The sequence below is a fragment of the Psychrobacter immobilis genome, assembly GCF_003148585.1.
GTDB classification, from domain to species: Bacteria; Pseudomonadota; Gammaproteobacteria; order Pseudomonadales; family Moraxellaceae; genus Psychrobacter; species Psychrobacter immobilis.
Window position 1 is genome coordinate 49,873 of sequence record NZ_QGGM01000012.1, and the last position, 17,295, is coordinate 67,167.

Annotated in this window: 16 protein-coding genes; 6 read left to right on the forward strand and 10 right to left on the reverse strand. The window is 43.6% G+C overall.

From position 1 onward, the window contains the following. Positions 1-17: 17 nt before the first annotated feature. The 5 genes from C8D84_RS10075 to C8D84_RS10095 form a co-directional block, all read right to left on the reverse strand. Complete coding sequence (locus C8D84_RS10075; RefSeq protein ID WP_109591886.1) at positions 18-482, reverse strand: YbjQ family protein; 465 nt, start codon at positions 480-482, stop codon at positions 18-20. 60 nt (positions 483-542) lie between these two features. After that, positions 543-989: a YbjQ family protein gene (locus C8D84_RS10080; protein ID WP_060491846.1), complete on the reverse strand. Its 447-nt coding sequence runs from the start codon at positions 987-989 to the stop codon at positions 543-545. Positions 990-1,074: 85 nt separating this feature from the next. After that, on the reverse strand, positions 1,075-1,632 hold the full coding sequence (locus C8D84_RS10085) for a YecA/YgfB family protein (protein WP_055124803.1): 558 nt from the start codon (positions 1,630-1,632) through the stop codon (positions 1,075-1,077). 283 nt (positions 1,633-1,915) lie between these two features. After that, positions 1,916-2,152, reverse strand: coding sequence for a PA3496 family putative envelope integrity protein (locus C8D84_RS10090; protein ID WP_045443968.1), 237 nt, complete (start codon positions 2,150-2,152; stop codon positions 1,916-1,918). Between the two features lie 184 nt (positions 2,153-2,336). Then, positions 2,337-3,803 carry a hypothetical protein gene (locus C8D84_RS10095; RefSeq protein ID WP_109591889.1) on the reverse strand — a complete coding sequence of 489 codons (1,467 nt, stop codon included), beginning with the start codon at positions 3,801-3,803 and terminating at the stop codon, positions 2,337-2,339. 495 nt (positions 3,804-4,298) lie between these two features. Here C8D84_RS10095 and serB point away from each other — a divergent pair, with 495 nt between their 5' ends. The 6 genes from serB to hemJ all read left to right on the forward strand — a co-directional run bounded on the left by serB (position 4,299) and on the right by hemJ (position 10,137). After that, on the forward strand, positions 4,299-5,489 hold the full coding sequence (gene serB / locus C8D84_RS10100; RefSeq protein ID WP_109591891.1) for a phosphoserine phosphatase SerB: 1,191 nt from the start codon (positions 4,299-4,301) through the stop codon (positions 5,487-5,489). A 184-nt stretch (positions 5,490-5,673) separates the two neighbouring features. Next, complete coding sequence (locus tag C8D84_RS10105) at positions 5,674-6,669, forward strand: DUF368 domain-containing protein (protein WP_109591893.1); 996 nt, start codon at positions 5,674-5,676, stop codon at positions 6,667-6,669. A gap of 239 nt (positions 6,670-6,908) precedes the next feature. Beyond that, positions 6,909-7,310, forward strand: a complete 402-nt coding sequence (gene aciT, locus C8D84_RS10110; RefSeq protein ID WP_228244533.1) for an AciT family ciprofloxacin tolerance protein — start codon at positions 6,909-6,911, stop codon at positions 7,308-7,310. Positions 7,311-7,712: 402 nt separating this feature from the next. Next, positions 7,713-8,219, forward strand: a complete 507-nt coding sequence (locus C8D84_RS10115) for an SCP2 sterol-binding domain-containing protein (RefSeq protein ID WP_045443962.1) — start codon at positions 7,713-7,715, stop codon at positions 8,217-8,219. A gap of 359 nt (positions 8,220-8,578) precedes the next feature. After that, positions 8,579-9,613: a biotin synthase BioB gene (gene bioB, locus C8D84_RS10120; protein WP_211181292.1), complete on the forward strand. Its 1,035-nt coding sequence runs from the start codon at positions 8,579-8,581 to the stop codon at positions 9,611-9,613. A gap of 89 nt (positions 9,614-9,702) precedes the next feature. Next, entirely contained in the window at positions 9,703-10,137 is a 435-nt protein-coding gene (gene hemJ / locus C8D84_RS10125) for a protoporphyrinogen oxidase HemJ (protein ID WP_060492310.1), read from the forward strand. 114 nt (positions 10,138-10,251) lie between these two features. On the opposite strand, the gene C8D84_RS10130 is transcribed toward hemJ, so the two are convergent. The 5 genes from C8D84_RS10130 to C8D84_RS10150 all read right to left on the reverse strand — a co-directional run bounded on the left by C8D84_RS10130 (position 10,252) and on the right by C8D84_RS10150 (position 17,047). Next, entirely contained in the window at positions 10,252-11,022 is a 771-nt protein-coding gene (locus C8D84_RS10130) for a hypothetical protein (RefSeq protein ID WP_055124810.1), read from the reverse strand. A gap of 363 nt (positions 11,023-11,385) precedes the next feature. Then, complete coding sequence (locus tag C8D84_RS10135; protein ID WP_060491852.1) at positions 11,386-11,877, reverse strand: hypothetical protein; 492 nt, start codon at positions 11,875-11,877, stop codon at positions 11,386-11,388. A gap of 77 nt (positions 11,878-11,954) precedes the next feature. Beyond that, positions 11,955-12,671 carry a ribonuclease PH gene (gene rph, locus C8D84_RS10140; protein ID WP_045443953.1) on the reverse strand — a complete coding sequence of 239 codons (717 nt, stop codon included), beginning with the start codon at positions 12,669-12,671 and terminating at the stop codon, positions 11,955-11,957. Between the two features lie 241 nt (positions 12,672-12,912). Then, positions 12,913-14,640, reverse strand: a complete 1,728-nt coding sequence (locus C8D84_RS10145) for an AMP-binding protein (protein ID WP_407691881.1) — start codon at positions 14,638-14,640, stop codon at positions 12,913-12,915. A 679-nt stretch (positions 14,641-15,319) separates the two neighbouring features. Beyond that, entirely contained in the window at positions 15,320-17,047 is a 1,728-nt protein-coding gene (locus tag C8D84_RS10150) for an AMP-binding protein (protein WP_109591899.1), read from the reverse strand. Between the last annotated feature and the right edge of the window lie 248 nt (positions 17,048-17,295).

The window sequence follows — 17,295 nt, forward strand, 5'->3', positions numbered from 1 at the left end:
TTCATTGCGCTTTAGAGTTACTCACGGCTTTTCACTGCAGTGCCATAAGCGATGGCTTCAACCATGCTGCCCAATTGATTGATATTGCTAACTTCTAGACGTAAGCCATAGATATGGTTATAGCCTTTGGCTTGTGCTTCGGTACGCATACGTACAAGAGCCTCGCGGCGGGCACGGTCGAGTAAGGTCTCGTAAGTGGTCAAGTTTTTGCCAAAAATGCTCAATACCCGAGCGATAATCATTTTGAAATAATCTTGGGCAATAACCACACTACCAAGTACCAGCTCGCCCTCAGTATGGGCAACAAGTTTTGGCACATAAAAGCGCTCGCTTGAGACCATAATATGGCTTAATTCCTGCTCTGCAATGCTTAACTGCGCGAGATGTTGGCGCTCATGACGCGACCCAAAAAACCAACCAGCAGCGAATAGTAAAATAAACGGTGCGTAATTGATAAGCATTTGGGTAAGGGAGTTATTCATGGCACGTCTCTTGTCATAAACTTATCATAAAAAAGCATCGATGCTTTAAGATTTGGTTAGCTAACCAAAAGGGTTGAAACGTGGCAAGTCATCGGTCGCTGTCGGTGCAGAATTTTGTAGATTTGGCTGTTGACCAGACTGATGATAAGAGTCGCTTGGTGGGGTTTGGTAGACTTGCTGCGGCATCGGTATGGCTTTGACAGCAGTGCCATAGACAAACAATTCAGAGGCTCCCTGCGCGATGCTAGAGGTCGAAAAACGCAACCCCACCACCGCATCTGCACCCAAAGCTTCTGCTTTGACAATCATCCGATCGATCGCCTCTTGGCGTGACTCTTCTAACAGCTCGGTATAAGCCGTTAACTCACCACCGACGATATTTTTTAGTCCAGCAAACAAGTCTTTGCCGACGTGTTTTGAGCGTACGGTACTGCCGTACACCACATCTAAACGCTCGGTGATTTGGTAGTTGGGCAAATGCTCAAGATTGGAGAGTTGCACAGTCATAATACGACCTTATCGGTGACGTTATATAGACAGCGTCAACTTGGATATAGACCAAACCACGCTGTCCCTATATTGATAAAAAAGGCTAATCGTTGGTATGGAACAATAAAAATAACTCGGTCAAATTGCCTTCGATGCTATTGGCCATTTGTGCCAGCTTGTCTTCATCTTTACGCATCTCTGCAAGCTCTGGATCTTCATCATCAATACCGCTTAGCAAAATCATTGGTAAAGTCAAGACAGCCACATCTTCAGCCGTTTCTTCATCTTCAAACCAATCGCTGGCTTCGTCGCCATACATCGCATCGACAAAGCCAATTGACCAAGCAACGATATCTGATTCATCTGAAAAATCAACGGCCACTTCTTCATCACCCGCATCTTCACCAAACGGTAGCTCAATAGGTGTCTCGTTTTTTAGCTCAGCGATAATAGAATCGCGCCAGCGCTGGATACCGTCGATGACATTTTCTGGGATTTCGCTAACATGACCTTCAAACAGTGCATCCAGCCAATTCGGTAATGGACGCCCAATAACTGTCGCTGTCAAAAAACCATGCGCGGCGACACTATCAAGCACAAACGGGCTCTCTTGATTGTCCAAATAGTCTAATAATTCATCGAAGCTTAGTTGGTTACTCATGATGTAATTGTCCTTGAAAGATAGAGTGCGGCAGTCGCCATAAACAATCGGTTAAGTGCAGAATAGTGGATAATTTGAAGGTAAAAATGGTTTCGGTAAAGCACCCAAACCATCTTTATAAAATAAGAATCATTGCATAGAGCGGGTGGCGAGCAACCGTCAAAAAGTAACGATCGCGATATCATTAGCATTACACTGTCAGCTAATATGCCGTTATTAAAAGGCTTTAGTCGGCTGAAATGACTGAGCACTTTCACATTAGGCTATGACTTAAGTTTAAAAACTAAAGATCGTCATCATCCCAATCATCGCCATCTTCATCGAAATTGTCTATATCATCTAGATCATCCTTTAGCTCTTTGGCCAAACGCTTCTCTTCTAGCAGATTATCGATCAGTCGACGCTTCTCAAGACTACTTAAGCGCGTACGCACGCTCGTCTCGGCCTCTTCCACCATCTTTGCATCATCATCGTCGACAAAATCATCATCAAAATCGTCGTCAATATCAGCGTCACTCATGACAAACTCCTATCATTTTTAGCAAGGGTATTAAGAATACATTAATATATATATGCCTTATAAAGTCTCTACTTCACGTTGTCAATGCTTTTTATTATTACTGCCCTATTTTTAGGCTGTTTAAAGATAACGACAGAGACAATATCTCAGACAATTGTATAGTAATAAGCGAATATAAGCAGCATTAAATAGCCGACTCATCTTCGCTTTCAATTATCAATACCGCATTGCGCACATCTGCTAAGCGTTGAATCATCGAATCATTACCACCATCGAACACCGCACATTCACGCTCATAAACCGTGGTTGGGCGCATGATACTCTGCACCTGCACATGGTGGCTGATTTGCTTGAGACCTGCATTGGGTAACAAAATCAGCATTTGCTCTTTTTTGCCGACGCTGTGTAATAATTGCGTCATTGCTTGCGCCTGTGCATCATCGCTGACACCTGCTTTAGCAGGTAGTGCAAAGCGACTTAGCTCAATGTGCTTGTCATGGATGATTTTGTTGAGCATCAAATACAGCTTGCCAAGCATTACACCTGCTAACGCCACTTTGGCATGGCTATTGTCCGCCTTTAACAACACGCTAGCACCCGTGTCATCGAAACGTGGCTCGTTCATCGCGCTGACACCCAACAACAATGGCTGCTTAAGTAACTCAGTCACCGCTTGGTTCAATAGCTGCGTACATAATGCCAAATAAGGTAAACGCTGAGCCGGTGCCAGACGCTCAAGCATATTGAACTCGTCATGGAATACAATCTGCACTCTCACACTATCAAATGAGCGGGTGGCAGACAACCGAGAGGCGCTCCCAGATTTAGGAGCGCGGCTTATCTCATCTTGGGTAGCACCATTTGCTGCGTCATGCTCTGCTCGCTCTTCAGTCGTACTATCGATAGGCTGACTATTAGAGCCAGTGGTATCAGTCGCCGCTTGATTCTGTTGCGTTCTTAAATACTGGTTTACTTCACTATGTACATCCAATTTGTGTGCATTGGTCGGCTGACCGTCCGTTGCACTCTCTACAGAATGCTCCGATGTTTCTCTATCCGTATCCTTGGCACGGCGTTCAAACTCCCGATCATAACTGCGCTGATCGATTTGCATATACTGCTCACGATGCAAATCTTGAATATCGCGGCTAAGCGCGTTAATTTGCTCTTTGGTTGGACGAGCAAGGTAACCATAAACCAGCCAAAGCAACAAATGCAGCAGCATCGTACCGATGACAAACGGCCATTGCATAGCGATAATCTCGCCTTTGCTAATATCCTTTAATGTCAACGACACGCTGCCAATCACCGAATCGCCATTAGTAGCAATCTGCCGAATGGTATCACCTTGCTGCATGGGCGCATTGCCAACAGGCACCAAGATGTCGTCGTTATTGTCTTTAATCAATATGCGCGTCACGTCTTGCTCGCTGGTATAGCGATTGGCAATGACACTTAAGCTGACACGGTCTTTATTTTCTAAAGACAACCTGGCTTCATCAATCAGCTGGGCGACCATCTGCTCGCCTTTTAACGCACGACTTTTGCTCAGCTGTTGATCGGTACTGATGACCAATAACAACGTCTGCAAACAAAAACTAACCAGAAGAATAATGGCAAACAACCCTTGCCGCGGCGCTAAATACGTCATGATATGGTAAACTTTTTTGGATAAGAGAAATTAAAAAAAACAAGGCTATCCCTCATTTTTTGGCGAATTTAAAAAAACTATAATAGTACGCATCTTAACAAGTATGTATTGAATTTAAGTACCATAACCCGACACGTCTGTTGTTGCCTAAAATAACATTTACAACAAGATTTGGTTAATTAAAAACTGCTGTCTCAAATACTAATACTCAGGATAATCTACGGCACATTTGGTAAGCGGCGACTGAGAGCATTATTGTGAATATCATCATCAATACAGTCCGCTTATCTTATCTACTATATCACCATAATAAGTCTTATAGCGTTAGTAGATTTATAAATTTATCATAATAATCACATCCAATTTCAAATGATTTTTCAACGATTGCTGCCATCTTTAATCGACGGTGATACTTTGCGCGTCATCTATAGGCGCTGCCGAGTAAAGCTGCTATTATTCCCAATCTTATATGAGCATACAAGGGACCATTGAGCCATGCCACACAATACATCTTACTCGTTACCAAAAGACAGCAAAGCATGGCAACAAGCCGTTGACTCTATTGCGTCACTGTTACCAGATAACACGAACTTACAAGATTTTGATGCGCTACAGTCCCTGCCAGTTTTTGCTCTTATTGTTGTGCTACCGACCAAAATATCGACGCTTGATATCCACCAGTATGTGCAATCATGGGTCGATGAACAGCCAAGCTGGCATTTGGTCACCGTCGCTGAAGATACTGATGCCAGTTTTGTCAATATTACCGTTTCTGATACAGAGCCAACGGCAGCAAACGCACAGCGCTTGCCTTTTACTCAAGCACAAGTATTCCGCTATTTGTTGGTTCCAGTCACTGATACGCTCATGCATCCTGGCAAAAAGACTGCAGCAGCTCACATCATTGATGATCAGCTGACCACGCGCTTGCGTCATGACTTGACCGAAGCTTATAACGATACTCGTCAAGCGAGCAGTACTGAACGCTTGGATATTGTCGATTGCCATATTTTATCAGTCGGTCATATGCTACGTACCCACAAACTTGCCTGCTTTGATATGGATTCCACCTTAATCGAGCAAGAAGTTATCGTTGAGTTGGCAAAAACAGCGGGCATCGGCGAAGAAGTCGAAGCCATTACGGAAGCGGCAATGCGCGGTGAAATGGATTTTGATGAATCTTTTGCCCAGCGTGTGGCGTTACTAAAAGGCATCTCGACCGATGTGCTGGATGATATCTGCAGCCGCCTAACGCTATCAATGGGCGCTCGCACTACCATCAGTGCACTAAAAGCTTTGGGCTACCATACCGTACTGGTATCAGGCGGCTTTACCTACTTTGCGCGCTACATCGCTGAGCAATTAGGCATTGACGAAGTTCACGCCAACGCCCTAGATATCGACGAAGGGGAAGTCACTGGTCACGTACAGCTGCCCATCGTCAATGGTGCCAAAAAAGCAGCGATCGTTGAGCATACTGCGGAACGTTTAGGCATCGAGATGTCACAAGTGGTCTGTATCGGTGACGGTGCCAATGATTTACCGATGATGGCCATTGCAGACCTAGGCATCGCCTATCACGCCAAGCCCATTGTCCAAGCACGTGCTGATGCCGCCATCAATGTCACAGGGCTTGAAGGCATATTTTATGCCCTTGGTTATCCAGCACTTGCGCCCACGGAGTAACGACTACACTCGTAACACCATATCATGGAGCTAGGTTAGTGTTTTTAACATTAATCTGGCTTTTACGTCTTATTACATTGCGACATTGCGACATTGCGACATTCAATTTTCGTATCACTGCCCTAGCATACTTAGCGGCATCGCATTAACTTTCACTGTGTTTTTAAATAAAAAAGGATTGTCCATGACGGCATCACCATCACCGCGGCAAAATGAGCCGTCAGCGCCACAACCACTGGATAAGAGCAGCACTGCTGCATCCTCCGATAGCCCAAAGCAGCTATTTGGGGTTTATATCAGAGGAATGGCCATGGGGGCAGCGGATATCGTACCGGGTGTCTCTGGCGGTACCATTGCGCTGATTGCCGGTATTTATGAGCGCTTGATTAACGCCCTGAGTAGCATCGGCCCCAATCTCTGGCAGATATTTCGACAGGAAGGCGGAATCAAAGGTTTGGTTTCGGTGTGGCGACAAGTTGATGCCACTTTTTTGTTATTTTTGTTATTGGGAATCGCCACCAGTTTTGCTACTTTAGCCGGTATTATCAAACACCTATTAGATAATCAACCGTTATTTATTTGGTCGTTATTTTTTGGACTGGTTGTCGCAACGGTATTTATATTATTGAGTGAGATTCAACGTTGGAATATAGGGCGGGCTGCACTATTCGTGACTGGTCTTGTTGCCGCTGTGGTCATTAGCAGCTTACCATTACTCACGACCACACCAAGCTTGCCTTATTTGTTTTTTGCAGGAGCAGTCGCTATTTGTGCCATGATACTGCCCGGCATATCTGGGTCTTTTATCTTATTACTATTAGGTGCTTATGACGCAGTATTAGAAGCCGTACATAGCCTTAACTTTACGATAATCTTCACGGTCATTGCGGGTATGGCAACGGGATTGTTATTATTTACTCGCGCACTTAAATGGCTATTGTCTCGCTACTATCAGGCAACTTTAGCCTTGCTCACAGGTTTTATCGCAGGCTCGCTTGTGAAAGTATGGCCATGGAAAGTAGATGCGTTAGGCGCGCTTAATAGTGACGCGATACACAACGTGATGCCATGGCAATATCCTACTGGTCCACATTGGCTAACCACTGTAGGACTGATGCTGCTAGGCGCGATTTTAGTCTCACTATTGTCTTGGTGGGGCACTCGTAGCAATCGCGTTTAATCCTACCTTAAACCTGCATCATTCTCTTTTTAAAACCCAAAAATCTTTCTCTCTACTCTTAATAATAAGCGCCCATCCTTGCGGCGCTTATGCTTAAACCTTGCCATACAAAACCATCAAAATGTGCTAAAAAACCAAACGTCAACGGTTGTCGCAAAGTCGCCTATCCCCTCTTTAGCTTTGTTCCCCAAACTTTCATAATGACTCTATTGGAATTCACCTTATGAATAGCGAGATGAATGATGTTACTGACTATATTTTCAGTTATTGGTATAGAAACGTGGAGCACGGCGGCACTGCTTGGTTATAGCTTGCTGGCAGGCTTGATTTTAGCGCTTGCCTTATCCTCACAGCGCTGGCTGCTCTGGTATCTATTTGGTGGTATGGCATATTGGCTAGCGGTTGAGGCGATTCAAAGCATTGTGGCGGGTCGTCCTATGCTATCAGAGCTGTCAGAATGGCACAGCTATATCATCGCCATGGGCATCAGTTGGTTGCCTTTAGCGTGCTGGGTGCTGTATCGGGCACTACGTTACGAGGATGTCAGTCAATCCGTTCAGCAGCAGCGTCAATTGCAAGCGGCACGTTATATCGAGCACACGCCTGTTTATGATGACGACTACCAACCGCGCTTCCACTGATAGAGTCGCGCTTATATCAACGAGCGACGCTGTTAGGTTGACTCATTTTCTGTTTGCAGTACTTTTACTTACCTCTTATATAGCCTGTATTACATTATCTTTATCCGACTGTATCTCGTACAAAAATTACGATTAACCTGCCGTCAAATTCGCTCAATCTAGCATAGGTAGTGCGAGCATTCATTTTCGTTGCTATTCTCTTTTCTACTGTCATTTTTATAAATATTAACAACTTATTTTAATCAAGATGACGTCATTGAATGTTACAAGATACTTAACGCTCTCTACGTAACTCCTAAAGAATAGCAACCTCTCTATCGTTTATAATCTAGTTATATATTTGTCACAAAAATTGTTATAAAGTACGCATTATTTTGCGTCTCATTCTTTAGGAGTTCGATTATGTTTACTGTTCCTGTATTAGATATTAAATCTGATCCGTTAGATGTGCTATTGGCTGTGATTGGCTATCGTTTGTCTATGCTTGCTGATAGTGATAACGAAGATGTGAAAGCACTATTCGCTGATCGCAATGTTACGATTGAGCTTGCCAGCACTGAAGCGGATATCGCCCGTTATTTTGTCTTTGATAATGGTAGCTTCAGCCAATACAGTGGTCATGCTAAAAAAGCAGACCTCACCATCAATTTCAAGGATTCGATGACAGGTGTTAAGCTTTTGACCAAAGGCAATCTTCCTGCCTTTATGACTGCTGTACAAGAAGGCAACCTCAGCATCGAAGGCGATTACAGCCTAATGATGTGGTTCAATAAACTTGCTAAGCATATCGTGCCAGCTATTCCAGAAGAATGTAAACCTTATATCCAAAAAGCCAAGCCTTATGCTTATAAAGCACAAAAACTTGCCAACCATTGGATTGGGGTTGCTAAGCACAAACTTGGCAAATAATGACGTAAATAGATCGACGTAAATGAAGAAAACAGATCACGATTATTTAGCGCTCAGTTACTTTACTCTTTCGCAGTGCTCTGATTTTCTAAAAAGGTTGCGGTATACTATATCGCAGCCTTTTTTATTACCTAAAATTTTATGGCTTTACACACAACTCTTTTAACCACTATTCTCTTAAAAATGATTGTTTCAAAAACTATTATAAAAGGAATTATATGATGGCAGGATTACTTAACATCTCAGAGCCTAATGCCAGTAGCCCCACTGACACATTCAATAATAAAAATAACAGCCACAGCGGCTTGGACAATGACTTTTTAAACAACTTAACAACGGATGCCACCGCCAGCCAACAAATGACCCGTAAGCATAGCCGCGAAGAAATCGCCAAACTGTTTGATTTACCTTTAATGGATTTGTTGTTGCAAGCGCAAACGATACATCGGGCGAATTTCACTGCCAATGAAGTGCAAATCAGTACTTTGTTGTCGATCAAAACAGGTAACTGCCCCGAAGATTGTGGCTATTGCTCACAGTCAGGTCACCACCGCGACACGACTAAATTACAAGCAGAGAAGCGCATAGAAGTCGATAAAGTCATTGCTGCGGCCAAACGTGCCAAAGCCAGTGGCTCGTCACGCTTTTGTATGGGTGCGGCATGGAAACATCCAAGTGCCAAAGACATGCCCTATGTGGTTGAGCTGATCAAAGAAGTCAAGGCCTTGGGACTTGAAACCTGTATGACCCTTGGTATGCTAGATACCAATCAAGCGACGCAACTGGCGGATGCTGGACTCGATTATTACAATCATAACCTAGATACCTCACGTCGTTATTATGAGCAAGTCGTCAGCACGCGTAGCTATGACGAGCGCTTAGATACCATAGACAACGTGCGTAACTCAGGCATCAATGTCTGTAGTGGCAATATCGTCGGTATGGGTGAAAGCCGTGACGACCGTATCGATTGGGTACACGAGCTACTAAAAATGCCCAAAGCACCAGAGTCAATTCCGGTCAACTTGCTTGTGCCCATTAAAGGCACACCAATTGGTGATAAAGTCTTGGCAGAAGGTCAACTGTCAGTGATTGAATGGATTCGTACTATTGCCGTAGCACGTATTTGCTGCCCGACCAGCTATGTGCGTTTGTCTGCTGGTCGCGAAAGCCTATCCGACTCTGAGCAAGCCTTGGCCTTTATGGCAGGTGCCAACTCATTCTTTTATGGTGATAAACTGCTGACTACTGGCAATGCAAGCCAATCAGGCGATGACAGACTCATGCGTGAGCTTGGTCTAACAAAGCAATTTGCCGCGCCAAGAGCGCCCAAAATATTGCCTGTGATGGATGCGATGAGTGGTCATCAATCGCAAGTGGTGATGGCAGAGTAGCGTTTTTTATCGCTACCATTATTGGATAATCTGCGCTAAGCTTGCCGACATTATTGATAATAAAATATTAAATCGTAAGAGAGAATGTGATGGCAGATTATTTCAACTGGATTAAAGCAGCGCATATTATATCGATGGTCTGCTGGTTTGCTGCGATATTTTATTTGCCACGCTTGTTTGTCTATCATGCGATGAGTGACGACAGCATCAGCCACGAACGCTTTGCTATTATGGAGCGTAAGCTCTATCGCGGTATTATGACGCCATCGATGATAGCCACATGGGTCTTCGGTCTATGGATGTTGGGGCTAGGCTGGGAGGTGTATAAAACCCAAGGCTGGTTACACGTCAAGCTCTTATTAGTGGTGCTACTCTCTGGCTATCACGGTGCTTGTGGCTTTTATCGTAAAAAGCTAATTGATAATCCGCATTATAAGACGCATAAATTTTGGCGCTGGTTTAACGAAGTACCAGTGTTTGCATTGGTCATTATCGTCATCTTAGTAGTAGTAAAGCCCTTCTAAAATTCAGTAAATATGCCCATAACTGATTTTTATATCTGAATACCTCTAAACTAAAAGCGTCCATTACTTATTAAAGTAACGGACGCTTTTTTAGGACATCATAAATATGAAAGCTTAAACACTAGGGCGCATGATTTGATAGACATTACTCAAATCATAAACACGGTAACGCGCAGGTTCGCGGCGATTTTCGCCCGCATAGCTGAGGATCAGTGCTTGCTTTGCACGCTCATCAACCCAGCCGACAAACAGTCCACTATGCTCGACGCCATTGTAGCCATGATTGATATAATAGAGCCAATCCCCAACTTCAATCTCGCCGCTATTGGCATAAGGACCTTGACCATAAGTACCTTTATGAATGGTATCGCGTGTCACCCCGGCGCGTTTAAACACGGCATTGAGATAGTCCCAGCAGCCACCTTGAATGATCGCGCGCTCGTTCAGCGCCATCTTGCGTGCGGTGCTAACGACTTCACGGGCGGCCAAACTACTCTGCATCTCCGCACTGCTCAGTAACGGTAAATACTCGCTATCGACATTATCATAATTACCCGATAAAAAAGCGGGCATCACTGCTGGTGCTTGACGCGCTACTTCAGGATAACGATAGGATGTCTGAATCACTGGTGGAGTACTGGCAGAATTTGAGCGATAAGTTCCTGCACGTTGAATGGTAGAACGCGTGCTGACTTTCGCGGAGGGCACCGCTGAGTATGATGGTGTATAGCGAGCACTAAAATCAGATTGCACAGATTTTTGGGCGATCAGCGCACTCATACTATCGGCATGGGCCTGACCTACTAGGCCAACGGTAAATAATAAAAGACTGCACGACGCGGTAACCGACGACGACATAGACAATGACACAGGCAAACGCGACATGACCAACTCCTTGTCAATAAAATATAAATGACAACATAAACCATAATAATAGGATGTTCTAATCTTACTTATAAACCATTTAGACATGACGCTGCAAGCATTATTCGGCTCAAATAGCCGATAAAAGGTATAAAAACACAGACTAATGGTTAGATAAGAGGAGCACGTAGAAAAACGATGGAGAGCTGGCGCTAAATAAAAAGGAAATAAAATAAGCAGTTTTAGATTAAATACTGCGTAGATAGAGTGCTGAGCAGATAAAACATTATCTGAGATAGAAGATTGCTGAAATAAAATATTACTGAAATAAAGTCACTGAGGTTTTTATAGCCCAATCTAGTAGATAATCGGCTAAGAAATAAGCTAATCGTTACTCATTTTGATATTAACATGACGCTTGCCCAATGCTTGACCTTGCAAAATAGCTTTGGCAGCGGTTGCCTCTTGAATACTATCAAAGCCGCTAATATGGTATTTGCGTATATCATCACAATCAACAATCTGTAATTGCTCACCAATAAGCATGATTTTATCACCGTCAGTCAACTGAATATGCTGACGCTTACCTTGATTGTCATGCACCAGCTCACCAGCACGCAGCCACAAGATGCCGCTGCTGATGACACCAGCCATGGCTTTTTTCTGTTGTTGGCGTTTTCGATTAAATATAAAGCTACCAATAATCAGTAGCGCCAATGCCCCTATAGCCAAGCGCTCAGGCAGCAGACTCATTGCCAAAGCAACTGCCACTGCCCCAACCAATAATGCTGAGCCAAACCAAAACATGCCATCATCAGTCGTTTTTGGCTGATCTTGTAGCGTGATTTTGGCACCATCGTCGGTCAGCTTGAGCATGCATGACTACCTGTTACAGAGTAATAAGAAAGTAAAAGTTTAATGAAAATACGATGAGCAAGTAGTCATCAATAAGACTACCAACCCAAGGCTGTTTTTTGCATAGCAATCAGCTCAGCGATGCCTTTTTCGGCAAGAATCAACATATCGTCGGCTTGAGCACGAGTAAATGGCTTTTCTTCCGCCGTTCCTTGTAGCTCAATAAATTCGCCTTTTTGGGTCATAACCACATTCAAATCGGTATCACAGCTGGCATCTTCTTCGTAGTTCAAATCGAGATACGCTTTGCCGTCTTTCATACCAACAGAGACCGCAGCGACCAAACCAATCAGTGGATCTGCCTTGAGTTTTTTGCTTTTTTGGATACTCTCTAATGCATCGATAAGCGCAATAGCAGCCCCTGTCACACTAGCAGTACGAGTACCGCCATCGGCTTGCAAAACATCACAATCAAGATAAATGGTATTTTCACCCAGCTTACTCAAGTCAATCATCGCTCGTAAGCTACGACCAATCAAACGCTGGATTTCTTGGGTACGACCTGATTGTTTACCACGTGCCGCTTCACGTTGGTTACGAGTATTCGTCGCGCGTGGCAACATACCATATTCAGCAGTGATCCAGCCTTTGCCTTTACCTTTAAGCCAACGCGGTACGCCAGATTCAACACTAGCGGTACACAATACTTTGGTATCACCAAAGCTGACTAACACTGACCCTTCGGCATGCTTAGTATAATGGCGCTCAAAGCTGATCGAGCGAAGTTGGTCAAGCTCACGATTGTCAATACGCATAAAAATCCCTAGTACAATGTTTTAAAGGCGGTGTCATAAAATGAGGTGTCTGTCATTATGTGGCTAACCGTCATTTATCTAGCAAACTATTAACAAGCTAAAATAAATAATAATTGGATGCCATAGCAGACGTAAATATTGAGATATCCTAACGTGGCAGCGGCGCAATAGCAAGATTCGTTCGAGCTATTGCGCCGCTACTTGAGCCAGTCATTGGCTTAACAAAGAAATAGCACCAACTTTATTCTAACCCTTCCATCTTACGCAATTCTTTACGCAGGATTTTACCCACGTTTGATTTTGGTAATTCATCGACGAACTGTATGTGACGCGGACGCTTGTAACCAGTCAGTTGCTTTTTGCCAAAATCAAGCAACTCTTGCTCTGTCACATCGCCTTTTTTGACCACAAACAACTTGGGCTCTTCACCGCGGTCATCGTTTGGAATACCGATAGCGCCGCATTCTACCACAGCTGGATGCTCGCTCATGGCTTCTTCAATTTCGTTCGGATAAACGTTAAAACCAGAGACCAAAATCATATCTTTTTTGCGATCAACGATTTTGATAAAGCCTTTTTCATCCATGATACCGATATCGCCAGTTTTCAGAAAGCCATTGGCAGTAAACGTTTCAGCTGTTTCCTCTGGACGATTTTGATAACCTATCATCACCTGCGGACCTTTGACACAAATCTCGCCGCGATCACCCAATGCGACTTCATTTTCATCATCATCGATTAGTATTATATCGGTGCTAGAGGCAGGAATACCAATTTTACCCGTGAATTCAGCAATGGTCATCGGGTTAAAAGCAGCCACTGGTGAGGTTTCTGACAAACCATAACCTTCAACGATAGGCAGACCAGTGATTTTATGCCACTCTTTTGCCACGCTTGGCAAGACAGACATACCGCCACCGATAGACGCTTTTAGGTTAGAGAAATCTAAGTCTGCAAAGCCGTCTTTGTGTACTAGACCGTTAAACAAAGTATTCACCGCAGGGATAAAGGCGGGTTTGTATTTGGCCATCTCTTTAATCAAACCATCCAAATCACGAGGGTTTGGGATAAGCAAGCCTGCATAACCTCGGTACATGCCATACATGCCGCAGACCATAAATGAGAATACATGATATAGCGGTAGTGCCGTCAGGATGACATCATTGGCATCAACATCATCATCAAATGCACTGTCCATCAATGCACTAATCTGTAGCATATTGGCAACTAAGTTACCGTGCGACAGCATTGCACCTTTGGCAACCCCTGTCGTACCGCCCGTATATTGCAATAATGCCACGTCGCTTAAATTCAAATCAGGGCGTTTATATTTGCTGGCTGATACTGCATTTAAAGCGTGCTTAAAACTCACGCTGTTTGGCAGACTATAAGCCGGAATCATTTTTTTGACATGGCGCGCAACGAGGTTAACGACGGCTCCTTTCACTGTTCCTAGCATATCGCCAATCTTACAAACGATGACATGCTCAACCTGACCTTTGTCTTCTGCCTCTTGATAGGTGTTCGCAAAGTTCTCTACAATGAATAGGGCTTTGGTGCCACTATCATGCAGCTGATGCGATAACTCTCGGCTGGTATATAAAGGGTTGACGTTGACCAACACCATACCGGCACGGATGATCCCCAAAGCAACCACTGGATATTGCAGGAGGTTGGGCATCATCACCCCAACTTTATCACCTGTTACCAAGCCTAATGATTGTAAGTAACTGGCAATTTGGCGACTGTATAAATCCAATTCCTTAAAGCTAATCGATGCACCCATACAAATATAGGCCGTTTTTTTCCCATAACGGCTAAAGTTACGCTCAAACACATCAAGTAAAGAGGTATTGTCATCAGGCATATCGATAGTCGCATCAATGCTATAACGCTCATAAGTTTTCAACCATGGGCTGTCACTATCTATCGTCGGCATAGTAGGAAATACGCTGTCTTTATTATTCATTGCAGCGTTATCGTTTGTAGTCTCTTTATTGATACTGTCGGTCATAATTTTCCCTAAATGTTACCGTTAAAAACGTAGAATAATCTAATGAAAACACCATTATTTTTTGTGATTGTTCAGTGACAGCAGAAGCTTGTGAATAAAAAACGTGGTAACAAAAAAGGTTTATCATTCACAAGCTTTGTCAATCAAAGCGCAACGTTAAGTCCTTGATAAATATCACAATAACTCGGCATTGACGAATTAAAAACCACTTTATCCCTGATAGTTTTATCAGACATATAGCGCAAAACCAACGTCATCTCATCGATAAATAGACGAATATGTCGGTAAGCACTATAGCAGTTTTGCTAAAAATTCTCTATCTCTACCTGATTGGTTCATAGCGACAAAAAAAGCAATAAATACAAAAAATGATAAGGCAGCATACCAGCAACCTTACCATTTTCGGATCACGACACCCAGTATCACAACCACCACTATCACGACAACTTAGCATCCTGATAGTTTCTTTCAGATTTAGTTCGTAGCGTTAGTTTGTAGCGTTAGTTTGTAGCGTTAGTTTGTAGCGTTAGTTTTTATCATTAGTATCGTGGTGACTTATCATGATGACTTTACGAGTGCCTAACAAGCAGTAGCAGACACTCATAAAAATACTCTGGCGCTGAAGGCTAGCTGATTAAACGCGGTTCTTTTCTTCCAGCACGCGCAAATCTTTATGTAAAATCTTACCGACATTTGATTTTGGTAATTCATCGATGAACTCAACATAACGAGGACGCTTATAACCAGTTAAATTCTCTTTGCTATAAGCAAGCACTTCTTCTTTAGTCAAACTGTCATCACTACGCACGACATAAATCTTTGGCACTTCGCCGCTCTTTTCATCTTCGATACCAATGACGCCGCATTCCAAAATCTTTGGATGACCTGACATCACATCTTCGACTTCGTTTGGATATACGTTAAAGCCAGATACCAAAATCATATTCTTTTTACGATCAACGATTTTAAAGTAGCCTTCTTCATCCATCACGCCGATATCACCCGTACGGAAATAACCGTCAGACGTCATGACTTCAGCGGTAGCATCATCACGTTTCCAGTAGCCTTTCATCACCTGCGGACCACGAACACAAATCTCGCCGCGCTCACCCAGTGCGACCTCATTGCCTTCTTCATCCAAGATAGCCATGTCTGTCGCTGGCATCGGCAGACCGATGTTACCTGAAAACTCGCCCGTACCTTGTGGATTGGCTGATGCCACAGGAGAAGTCTCTGACAGACCATAGCCTTGTACGATCACATTACCAGTAATTTTTTGCCATTTGTCAGCGGTGTCTTTTAATACTGCCATGCCACCGCCCATCGACATCTCAAGCTTGCTATGATCTAAAGCTTTGAATGGATCACTATTTGCCAACGCATTAAACAGCGTATTGACCGCTGGGAAAAACGCTGGTGGATAATCTTTGTAAGCTTTGATTAAGCTTGCGCCATCACGTGGGTTTGGTACCAGTAACCCAATACAACCACGATATAAGCCAAACATGCCGCAAACGGTAAACGAGAAGATATGATATAGCGGCAAGGCGGTCATGATAACTGGCTGCTCATCCATACCTTCAAACTTATCAAAAGCATCGCCAAGATAGGTATCACATTGAATCAGGTTGGCGACTAAATTACCATGCGTGAGCATTGCGCCTTTAGCGACACCGGTCGTACCGCCGGTATATTGCAAAACAGCAATATCATCAAGGCAGATGTTATCTGGACGTTTGTAATTTTTGGCTGAGAAGCGATTCAGCGCCGTTTTGAAGTTGGTGCTGGTTTTAAGGTTATAGTCAGGTACAAGCTTCTTCACGTGACGCACGACCATATTAACGATAAAGCCTTTTAATGGACTCATCAAATCACCCATCGACGTCACGACGACATGGTCAACCAAGTCTTTACCAATGTCTTCATACGTTTTGGCAAAGTTCTCTAAAATAAATAATGCTTTGGTATCAGAGTCTGTTAGTTGATGCTCAAGCTCTTTTGAGGTGTAAAGCGGGTTAACGTTAACCAAGGTCATGCCAGCACGCAGCACACCCAATACGGCAACTGGTAGCTGCAAAATATTTGGCATCATGACGCCGACTTTATCGCCTTTTTTTAACCCAAGTGATTGCAAGTAGGCAGCAATTTGTTTGCTATAACGATCTAAATCTTCGTAGGAGAGTTTTGCATCCATACAGACAAACGCTGTCTTACCAGCGTGCTTCGTAAAATTCTGCTCAAATATATCGATTAAAGAAGTATTAGCGGCTGGCATCTCAATGTCGTATTGAATACCAAGCTTTTCATAAGTTTTGACCCATACTTTATCGTTACGACGAATTAGGTTACTGTGATTTTCCATAATCTTTTCTCTCCTAGTAATAGTACGCTACCGTCAACCCATGCGAATCACAGTGTGATAAAAATATAACAGCTCAGAGCGCAGGCTTGTCATCGTAATGGCAGGCTTGGCTGTGAGGCAATCATATGGTGATGAGCAAACAATATAGCGGTAAATAGCCCTCTGTTCATTAACATACACACTTTATACAGACTACTCAATATAAAAGATTGCTACTTGAGTTCGCAAACTGTCTTGACGGTCAATAA

Coding starts and splice junctions, on each gene's coding strand:
- C8D84_RS10075 (WP_109591886.1), bottom strand. CDS start 482: ATGAATAACTCCCTTACCCAAATGCTTATCAATTACGCACCGTTTATT.
- C8D84_RS10080 (WP_060491846.1), bottom strand. CDS start 989: ATGACTGTGCAACTCTCCAATCTTGAGCATTTGCCCAACTACCAAATC.
- C8D84_RS10085 (WP_055124803.1), bottom strand. CDS start 1,632: ATGAGTAACCAACTAAGCTTCGATGAATTATTAGACTATTTGGACAAT.
- C8D84_RS10090 (WP_045443968.1), bottom strand. CDS start 2,152: ATGAGTGACGCTGATATTGACGACGATTTTGATGATGATTTTGTCGAC.
- C8D84_RS10095 (WP_109591889.1), bottom strand. CDS start 3,803: ATGACGTATTTAGCGCCGCGGCAAGGGTTGTTTGCCATTATTCTTCTG.
- serB (WP_109591891.1), top strand. CDS start 4,299: ATGCCACACAATACATCTTACTCGTTACCAAAAGACAGCAAAGCATGG.
- C8D84_RS10105 (WP_109591893.1), top strand. CDS start 5,674: ATGACGGCATCACCATCACCGCGGCAAAATGAGCCGTCAGCGCCACAA.
- aciT (WP_228244533.1), top strand. CDS start 6,909: ATGATGTTACTGACTATATTTTCAGTTATTGGTATAGAAACGTGGAGC.
- C8D84_RS10115 (WP_045443962.1), top strand. CDS start 7,713: ATGTTTACTGTTCCTGTATTAGATATTAAATCTGATCCGTTAGATGTG.
- bioB (WP_211181292.1), top strand. CDS start 8,579: ATGACCCGTAAGCATAGCCGCGAAGAAATCGCCAAACTGTTTGATTTA.
- hemJ (WP_060492310.1), top strand. CDS start 9,703: ATGGCAGATTATTTCAACTGGATTAAAGCAGCGCATATTATATCGATG.
- C8D84_RS10130 (WP_055124810.1), bottom strand. CDS start 11,022: ATGTCGCGTTTGCCTGTGTCATTGTCTATGTCGTCGTCGGTTACCGCG.
- C8D84_RS10135 (WP_060491852.1), bottom strand. CDS start 11,877: ATGCTCAAGCTGACCGACGATGGTGCCAAAATCACGCTACAAGATCAG.
- rph (WP_045443953.1), bottom strand. CDS start 12,671: ATGCGTATTGACAATCGTGAGCTTGACCAACTTCGCTCGATCAGCTTT.
- C8D84_RS10145 (WP_407691881.1), bottom strand. CDS start 14,640: ATGAATAATAAAGACAGCGTATTTCCTACTATGCCGACGATAGATAGT.
- C8D84_RS10150 (WP_109591899.1), bottom strand. CDS start 17,047: ATGGAAAATCACAGTAACCTAATTCGTCGTAACGATAAAGTATGGGTC.